Source organism: Kitasatospora sp. NPDC094028, from assembly GCF_049543595.1.
Classification (GTDB): Bacteria; Actinomycetota; Actinomycetes; order Streptomycetales; family Streptomycetaceae; genus Kitasatospora.
Map to the genome: position 1 here is coordinate 573714 of NZ_JBMVFA010000002.1, position 8308 is coordinate 582021.

Annotated in this window: 4 protein-coding genes, 1 rRNA gene and 1 pseudogene; 4 read left to right on the forward strand and 2 right to left on the reverse strand. The window is 75.0% G+C overall.

The annotated features are described in order from the left end of the window. The first annotated feature begins 6 nt into the window (after window positions 1-6). A complete protein-coding gene (locus ACPC54_RS05725; protein ID WP_498961525.1) occupies window positions 7-711 on the forward strand; it encodes a DsbA family oxidoreductase in 705 nt (234 codons plus the stop codon). Window positions 712-741: 30 nt separating this feature from the next. Here ACPC54_RS05725 and ACPC54_RS05730 read toward each other — a convergent pair whose 3' ends face one another. Both ACPC54_RS05730 and ACPC54_RS05735 read right to left on the reverse strand, forming a co-directional pair. Then, window positions 742-2784, reverse strand: a complete 2043-nt coding sequence (locus tag ACPC54_RS05730; RefSeq protein WP_498961527.1) for a sigma-70 family RNA polymerase sigma factor — start codon at window positions 2782-2784, stop codon at window positions 742-744. 508 nt (window positions 2785-3292) lie between these two features. Further along, entirely contained in the window at window positions 3293-4228 is a 936-nt protein-coding gene (locus ACPC54_RS05735; RefSeq protein ID WP_498961529.1) for a TetR/AcrR family transcriptional regulator, read from the reverse strand. Window positions 4229-4806: 578 nt separating this feature from the next. Between ACPC54_RS05735 and ACPC54_RS05740 the strand changes: the two genes are divergently transcribed. The 3 genes and pseudogenes from ACPC54_RS05740 to ACPC54_RS05750 all read left to right on the forward strand — a co-directional run. After that, window positions 4807-6156, forward strand: a complete 1350-nt coding sequence (locus ACPC54_RS05740; RefSeq protein WP_498961531.1) for an NAD(P)/FAD-dependent oxidoreductase — start codon at window positions 4807-4809, stop codon at window positions 6154-6156. A gap of 170 nt (window positions 6157-6326) precedes the next feature. Next, window positions 6327-7619, forward strand: a pseudogene (locus tag ACPC54_RS05745) (SpoIIE family protein phosphatase); the annotation flags it as partial. A gap of 596 nt (window positions 7620-8215) precedes the next feature. Continuing rightward, window positions 8216-8308, forward strand: a 16S ribosomal RNA gene (locus ACPC54_RS05750); the annotation flags it as partial.

Genomic DNA, 8308 nt, shown 5'->3' on the forward strand with positions numbered 1-8308 from the left:
CCCCGCATGAAGGTCGAGATCTGGAGCGACATCGCCTGCCCCTGGTGCTACATCGGCAAGCGCCGCTTCGAGCAGGCCCTGGCGGGCTTCCCGGGCAAGGAGGGCGTCGAGGTCGTCTACCGCCCGTACCAGCTGGTCCCGGACGCGCCGGAGACGGCGAGCCCGCACCGCGCCTGGCTGGCCGAGCGCTACGGCCCGCAGTCCGTGGCGATGGACGCCCGGGTGGCCGAGCTGGGCCTGGCCGAGGGCATCACGTACGACTTCGACGCCGCGCTGCACGCCAACACCCTGCTGGGCCACCGCCTGCTGCACCTCGCCGAGACGGAGTACGGCGCGCAGGTGCAGGGCCGGCTGAAGGAAGCCCTGCTGAAGGCGCACTTCACCGACGGCGTCGACGTCGGCGACCGCGCCGCGCTGGCCGAGGTCGCCGCGTCCGCCGGCGTGGACCGCGAGCGGGCGGCCGCCTATCTGGCGGGCGACGAGGGCGCCGCCGAGGTCGACGCCCAGCTGGCCGAGGCCCGCGAGCTGGGCATCACCGCCGTGCCGACCTTCGTGTTCGAGGGCAAGTGGGCCGTGCAGGGCGCCCAGGACGCCGAGACCTTCCGCAAGGTGCTGGAGCAGGTCGCCGAGGAGATCGGCGAGCGCCGCCCGGCCCCGCAGCCGGTCGCCCCGGCCGGCGAGGCCTGCGCGGACGGCGCCTGCGCGATCTGACGCCGCACCCGCCGTCCACCGGGGCCCGGTTCAGGAACACCTGAACCGGGCCTCGGCCCAGTCCGCGATGTTCAGCGCCGACCAGATCCCGTGCACCGGCGTGACCACCAGCCGGATCGAGGTCTGCCCGGCCAGCGGCACGTGCACCGGCACCGCGTCGTCGCCCCCGCCCAGTGCGGGGGAGCGCCACAGGGTGCTCCCGTCGCCGCCCTGGACGGTGAAGACCACACCGCCCGGCGAGAGGGTGGCGTCGTCCACCCCGGCCACGGCGTCGAAGGACGTGCAGCCGCGGTTGAGGTCGATCAGGGTGGTCGCCGGCGCGTGCACGGTGACCGCGTGCGGGTGGTACTCGCCGCCGATCCAGGCGCCGTCGCGCTGCCGGAACTTGTCGCTGCCCTTCTGCCGGATGCTCGGCCCGGCGGGCGGCACCCGGTTGTTGCCGGGCTTGACCACCGGCAGCGCGTCGGCCCAGAAGTCGCTGGGCGCGGGCGGCGACGGCGGTTCGACGGTCGGCGTCGGGACCGGCGGGATCGTCGGGATCGTCGGGATCGTCGGCACCGGGATGTCCGGGACGTCCGGCACCGGCACCGGCGGGATCGTCGGCTCGGGCACCGGCGTCGGTGCGTCGACCGGCGCGGGCGCGGGCGCGGGCGCCGGGTCGTTCCGGACGGGCGGCGCGGTCCGCGGCGCCTTCGTGGGCGTCGGGGCGTGTGTCGGCGCCGGGGCCGGCGGCTCGCTCGGCGCCGGCTCCTCCGGGGCCGGGGCGGCGCTGCTGGGCGCCAGGGCCGGGGCCGGCGGCGCGGGGGGCGCCGGGCTGGGGACGGCCGGCGCACTGGTGGCCGGGGGAGCGGCCACCGGGGGCGCGGGCTCGGGCGAGCCGGTGAGCGCGTACGCGGCGACGGCGGCCGCGGCCACCGCGACCGCGGCGGCGATGCCCGCCTTGGCGGCGGCGCCCAGGCCCTCGCCGGCCGCCGCCCCGGCGGCCCCGCCGCTTCCGGAGGCCGCACCGGCCCCGGCGGCACCGCCACCGGCCGCCGCGGCACCGCTCGTACTGGCACCGGCACCGGCGACGGCCGTCGCGCCGCCGAACGCCGCGACCCCGCCCACGGCGGCCGCGGCCACGCCGGCCCCGCCGACGCCGACCCAGACCAGCACGCCGCCGGGCAGCAGCGCGCGCAGTCCGGTGTTGATCTCGGTCAGTTCGAGGCAGGCCGCGGTGCAGCGGTCGCACTCCTTGAGGTGCCGGCCGACCTCCGCCGAGGCCCGCTTGCGCAGCGAGCCGCGCGCGTACGCCCCGAGCCGGTTGGCGTACGCCTCGCAGGAGCTGGCCTGGCTGCCGGAGACGTGAGCCTGCAGGAAGGCGGCGGCGAGCCGGTCGCGGGCCCGGTGGGCCTGGACGGCGGTCGCGTTGGCGGTCTTGCCGAGCATCACGGCGACGGTCTTCGGGGACTCCCGCTCGACCTCGGTGTGCCAGAGCACCACCCGGTCGTCCTCGGGGAGTTCGGCATAGGCCTGCATCACCATGCGCTGGTCGGCCATGGCCATCGCCCAGGCGTCGGCGCCGGGGTCGGCCAGGTCGAACTCGGCGACGGCGGCCGAGGTCTGCGCGAACACCGAGAAGTCGTCGACGAGTTGTTCGCGCCGCTCGCTGCGGTGCCAGGCGGCGGCGACGTTGCGCACGGCGGTCAGCAGGTAGGCGCGGACGGCGAAGTCCGGTCCCTTGCCGGCCCTGAGTGCCTGCAGGGTGCGGGCGAAGACCTCGCCGGCCAGGTCCTCGGCCGTGAAGCTGTCGCGGCAGCAGGTGCGCGCGTAGCGGCGCACCGAGTCGGCGTGCCGGCGGTAGATCTCCTCGTACGCGGTGTCGTCGCCGGCCCGGACCCGGGCGGTCAACTCGGCGTCGGCGGGCGGGCGCTCGCCGTCCACCGGGTCGGCGGGGGCGGGCACGGTGCGGCGCACGGGGCGGCCGCCGCCGACGAAGGCCTCGGGGGCGACACCGCCGCGCCCGGCCGGGGCCTGGCCGGGCACCCGGCCCGGCGGCAGCGGTGCGGCGGACAGCGATTCGCGGCTCGGCATCCCGGCTTGGTCGGGGACGTGTCCGGCGCCCGGACCGGCCGCGGCGCCGGGCGCGTGGGCGGCACCGCCGGGGCCCGCGGCGGATCCTTCGGCCGTACTACCGGACGGGCCCCCGAAGTCGAGGCCGTGCCCGTAGTCGTTCTGTTCCTCGGCGCTCACAACGGACCCCAGATTCCACGACAGCCCCCGTAGTGTGGCAGGGCGCGCGGGAGTGCGTAGGCGCACTGTTCCCCGGCGTGCGGCGCCGACGGCGCGCGAAGGGCGCGCATCCGGACATTGGCTCCAACCACGGGCAAAGGATGGCATAGCGCAGCGCGGGCCGGTAGCCGGACCGGCCGGTACCCACTCTTCCGTGGGGCCGTCGCGGATGTGTTCGCCCGGCGCGCGGCACGGGGTCGCGCGCCGCCCGCACCCGGCGCGCGTGACCAGTCCGCGCGCCGGTGGTCCGCTCAACTCCCCGGGCCCGTCCGGCGCGTACGACGCCGGGCCGGAGCGCCCCGAAGCCGGGTCAGCGCGCCCGCAGGCCGTCCAGCAGGATCTGCAGCAGCCGGTCCGAGGGCCCGGCGGCGGGCTGCCCGTCCGCCTGAGGAGTGTTGGCACCGAACCCGCCGCCCGCCACGGCCGTCCGCGCCGCGTGCACCGGCACCGACGCCGTCAGCACCAGCACCACGTCCGACACCGTGACGCCCGGGCGCAGTTCGCCCGCCGCGCCGGCCCGCGCCACCAGGGCGGCCAGTAACTGGAGCAGCAGCCGGGGATCGGCGTCCGCCGCCGAGGGCTCGCCCGCGTCGGACCGCTCGTCCTCGCCGCGCGGGTCGAAACGGACGACGGCCGGCTGCTCCGGCAGCCGCGGCTCGGGCACCCGGCCCAGCTCCTCCGCGTACCGGAACGCCTCCGGCGGCAGCAGCCGCCCGGCGCCGGTGCTCACCGCCCGCGCCAGGTAGCCGGCCAGCGCGTCCCAGGCGCCGTCCCCGCCGTACAGCGACTCCCGTGCCTGGTCGGTCAGCCAGGCCACCTCCTCGGCGGCGATCCGCTGGACCAGCACCTCCTTGCTCGGGAAGCGCCGGTACACGGTGCCGACGCCGACTCCGGCCCGGCGCGCCACCTCCTCCATCGGGGCGTCGTAGCCGAACTCGCCGAACACCTCGCGGGCGGCCCGCAGCACGCTCTCCAGGTTCCGCCGGGCATCCACCCGCAGCCGGGCCCCGGGCACCGTGGGAGCGGCCTGCGGCGGCTCCGCGCGGTACGGCGCACCCGCGTAGGCGGCCGGCGCTCCCGACTGGACGGTCTGAACGGCCTGGACGGCCTGAGCGGCCGGTACGGAGTCCGACCGCGCCGCGTCGAACGGCGGCGGCAGGTCCACCGGACCGCGCTGCTCCGGCACCGTGCCCTGGCCGGCGTGCGGTGTGTCCACCCGCCCCAACACCTGCTTCTGCTCCATCATCCCAACTCTCCCCCGCAGGCGTCCGAAACCAGTACCCGTCGTCGCCCGCCTCTGCACCCCCCGGTGCAGCTCGATCCGTCAGAAAAGACCCGATGATCCATCGCTCGTGCGACCCGTCCCGTCCCGTCGACCACGGTGGTGGTTCGTGCGGCCGGGCCGGGTGCTCCGGCCCGGCACGTCGGCCCGGTCCGGGGCCTCGTCCGGGAACTACCCTTCCCCGGATGACTGTCCCGCAGTCGGGTCCGCGCGCCAACGCTGGAACAGGCCGTAGTGGCCGATCCACGGTGCGTCGCCGCCGATGGTCGTGGCGGTGGCCGCTCCGGTACACAATCCGACCATAGTTCACGCCTCTTCGCGTCCGAAAGTGCGTCAGAAAGTCGTCCGGGCAGCACAACTGGCCACTCCGGCCCCGGCCGCCACGACCGGGGGCGTACGGGCTGTGGACAAGACCGCCCCCGCCGGTCCTTCATAGGGGGGCGTGATGGGGGGACACCCCCGGCCGCGAGGCCGGGACGAATCGTCACATCGTCAGGAGGTGCACCATCCGAATCCTGATCGCCGGCGGCGGCTGTGCCGGAATGGCCTCCGCGCTGAACCTCCAGCGCGGGCTGCGGGACCGGATCCGGCGCGGCGAAGCGGAGATCACCGTCGTCGAGCCCCGGGCCTACTTCACCTACCACCCACTGCTGGCCGAGGTCGCGGCCGGCTCGATCGATCCCCGGCACATCGTCGTCCCGCTGCGCCGGGCCCTGCCCGACTGCCGGGTGCTCACCGCCCGGATCACCCGCATCGAGCACGCCGCCCGCCGGGTCCTCGCCGACGCCGCCGGGCCGGGTGAGCCCCCCGCACCGATCGAACTCCCCTACGACCTCCTGGTGGTGGCCGCCGGCTCGGCCCCCCGCACCGCGCCGGTGCCCGGCCTCGCCGAGCACGGCCGCGGCTTCTCGACCGTCGGCGAGGCCGTCGACCTGCGCAACCACGTCCTGGAACAGCTCGACCTGGCCGCCACCACCCGCGACCCCGCACTGCGCCAGGCCGCGCTCACCTTCGTCTTCGTCGGCGCCGGCTACGCGGGCGTCGGCGCGCTCGCCGAACTGGAGGACATGACCCGCACCGCCGTCCGTCAGTACCACAACGTCGCCGCCGAGGACCTGCGCTGGGTGCTGGTCGAGGCCACCGACCGGATCCTCGCCGAGGAGTCGCCCGAACTCGCCGCCCACACCCTCCGCGAGCTGCGCGAACGCGGCGTCGACGTCCGGCTGCGCACCACCCTGGAGTCCACCGTCGACCAGGTCGCGGCGCTCTCGGACGGCAGCCGCTTCGGCGCCCGCACCCTGGTCTGGACGGCCGGCGTGCGGCCCGCCCCGCTGCTGCGCGCCACCGACCTGCCGCTGGACACCCTCGGCCGGGTCCGCTGCCTGGCCACCCTGCAGGCGGTCGGACCGGACGGGCGCGCGCTGCCCGGCGTCTGGGCGGTCGGCGACTGCGCCGCCGTCCCGGACCCGCACGCGGACGGCGCGCCCTGCGCCCCCAACGCCCAGCACGCCTTCGCCCAGGCCGACCTGCTCGCCCGCAACCTCGCGGTGGCCCTGGACGGCGGACCGCACGCGCCCGGCCTGGCCCCGTACCGGCCGGGCCCCGCCGCCTGCTCCACTTCGCTGGGCCTGGGCCGGGCCGTCACGCACACCCGGCGCGGCGGCCGGCTCACCGGGCGGCGGGCCTGGTGGCTGCACCGGGCCCGGCACCTGCGCCGGCTGCCGAGCCGGGAGCGCCGGGTGCGGGTGCTGATGGACTGGGTGCTCGGCGGGGTGTTCTCCCGCGAGGTGGTCTCGCTGGGCGGCATCGAGTACGGGCGTTCGGACTTCGAGGCGGGGTTCGACCCCGGGCCCGGCCGGCCGCCCGGCGGCGGACCGGAAGCCTCCCGGTGAGCGGCACGGAGGATTCCGCCCGGGGGCCGTTCGGACGGCCACGCCGGGCGCGCGACTTCCGGAACCGGGCCATCGCCTGACAGGATCAGCCCGAACTGGTCATTACCCCATGTGTTGCTGCGCACACAAAAGGTGATGATATGACTGGAAAACGAGGAAGTGGCCGTCGTTTGAACCTCATGCGCTGGAGCGCCCGGCTCACCGGGGTCCCCTGGCGTGCCACCCCGTCCAACGGGGCCGGCACCGACGAGGGCACGCCCTCCGCCGACACCGTGGTCGTCCCCAGCCCCCGGGACCCGAGCAACCCGGCCACCGTCGCCGAACTCCTCGACCCGCACAAACCCCAGCACCTGCGCGAGGTCCTCAACCGCATCCCCGCCCCGGTCGCTGTCACCTACGGCCCGGCCCACCAGCTCGGCTACACCAACCGCGCCTACCGCGAGCTCTTCGGCGAGCGCCGCACCGGCCTGCCCGCCGGCGAAGCCCTCCCCGAGCTCGGCACCATGGGCGTCCTCCCCCTGATGGACCAGGTCATCCGCGGCGGCCGTCCCCGCAGCGTCAAGGCCCGCTGCATCCTCGGCCTCACCGGCAACCGCTACTACAACGTCTCCTGCGTCCCGCTCGGCCCCGGCGACACCGGCGACGCCCCGGCGGACTGCCCGCCCGCCGGCGTCCTGATCTTCGCCGCCGAGGTCACCGACCAGGTCCTCGCCGCCGCCCGCCTCCGCGAGGCCGAACGCCGCCAGCGCGAAGCCGCCGTCACCCTCCAGCGCAGCCTGCTCCCGCAGAAGCTCGACCAGCCCGCCGGCCTGCGGGTCGCCACCACCTACCAGCCCGGCGGCGCCGAGGCCGCGGTCGGCGGCGACTGGTACGACGTCATCGCCATCGACGGCGGCCGCACCGCCCTCGTCATCGGCGACGTCATGGGCCGGGGCCTGCGGGCCGCCGCCGTGATGGGACAGCTGCGCACCGCCGTCCGCGCCTACGCCCGCCTCGACCTGCCCCCGCACGAGGTGATGCGCCTGCTCGACGGCCTCGCCATGGAGATCGACGCCAACCAGATCGCCACCTGCACCTACGCCGTCTGGGACCCGTGCCGCCGCACCCTCACCTACGCGTCCGCCGGCCACCTCCCCATGCTGCTGCGCTGCCCGGACGGCACCGTCCTGCGCAGCGAGGAACAGAACGGCCCCCCGCTCGGCACCGGCGATGGCCTGCACGTCTCCCACACCCTGCGCTTGCTGCCCGGCACCACCGGCGTCCTCTACACGGACGGCCTGGTCGAACGCCGCGACGAGGACATCGACCAGGGACTCGACCTCCTGGCCCGCACCCTCACCGGCGCGATCGGCGCCCCCGAGGTCATCTGCGCCCGCCTGCTGCGGGCGATGGGGGTCACCTCGGAGCACGACGACGACGTCGCCGTCCTGGCCTTCCAGCTGCCGGCCGAGGCGGACGCCGAGAATCCGGTTGCGGAGCTTGACTCGGCTGTGCCAGAGGTCTAGTGTTCTTCGAGCTGCCTGGCAGGGAGCACCGGACACGCGTCAGCGCGGACGGCCCCGGGGTAGCCAATCCCTTGAAACACCACTTCCTGGTTCGCGCCGGGTCGCGTTTGCGTTTTCGCATCGCGGCAGGGTGCTTATTCGGTGTGCACGTTTTATCGGATTGTGGTCGGACTCGGCTGGATTCGCTTTTCGGAGCGGGGATCGGCTAGAGTTTGAAACGTCGGACAGGGCGTCAAGCCCCGGAAGACACCGGCGAGTTGGATGACGAAGCCCCGGAAACGGAGCGGAAAACATCTGATAAGCTGGAAACACGAAAGAACGAAGCGCCCAGAGGGCCCGCTGGAAGGCGGCTCGAAGGAAGCGTCCGTTCCTTGAGAACTCAACAGCGTGCCAAAAGTCAACGCCAGATATGTTGACATCCCCGGCCTCAGATTTTCTGGGGTTGGAGATTCCTTTTGAAATAAACACTAGCGAGGACGCAGTGCGCGGGGCCGCCTTATTCCGGTGGTTGCCGTGCCGCTCAACGCGGGTGTGAACCGGATCACCGGTAAACATTCACGGAGAGTTTGATCCTGGCTCAGGACGAACGCTGGCGGCGTGCTTAACACATGCAAGTCGAACGGTGAAGCCCTTCGGGGTGGATCAGT

Bases quoted from the DNA above. Each gene is read 5' to 3' on its own strand.
- ACPC54_RS05725 (WP_498961525.1), top strand. From the start codon at position 7: ATGAAGGTCGAGATCTGGAGCGACATCGCCTGCCCCTGGTGCTACATC.
- ACPC54_RS05735 (WP_498961529.1), bottom strand. From the start codon at position 4,228: ATGATGGAGCAGAAGCAGGTGTTGGGGCGGGTGGACACACCGCACGCC.
- ACPC54_RS05730 (WP_498961527.1), bottom strand. From the start codon at position 2,784: ATGCCGAGCCGCGAATCGCTGTCCGCCGCACCGCTGCCGCCGGGCCGG.
- ACPC54_RS05740 (WP_498961531.1), top strand. From the start codon at position 4,807: ATGGCCTCCGCGCTGAACCTCCAGCGCGGGCTGCGGGACCGGATCCGG.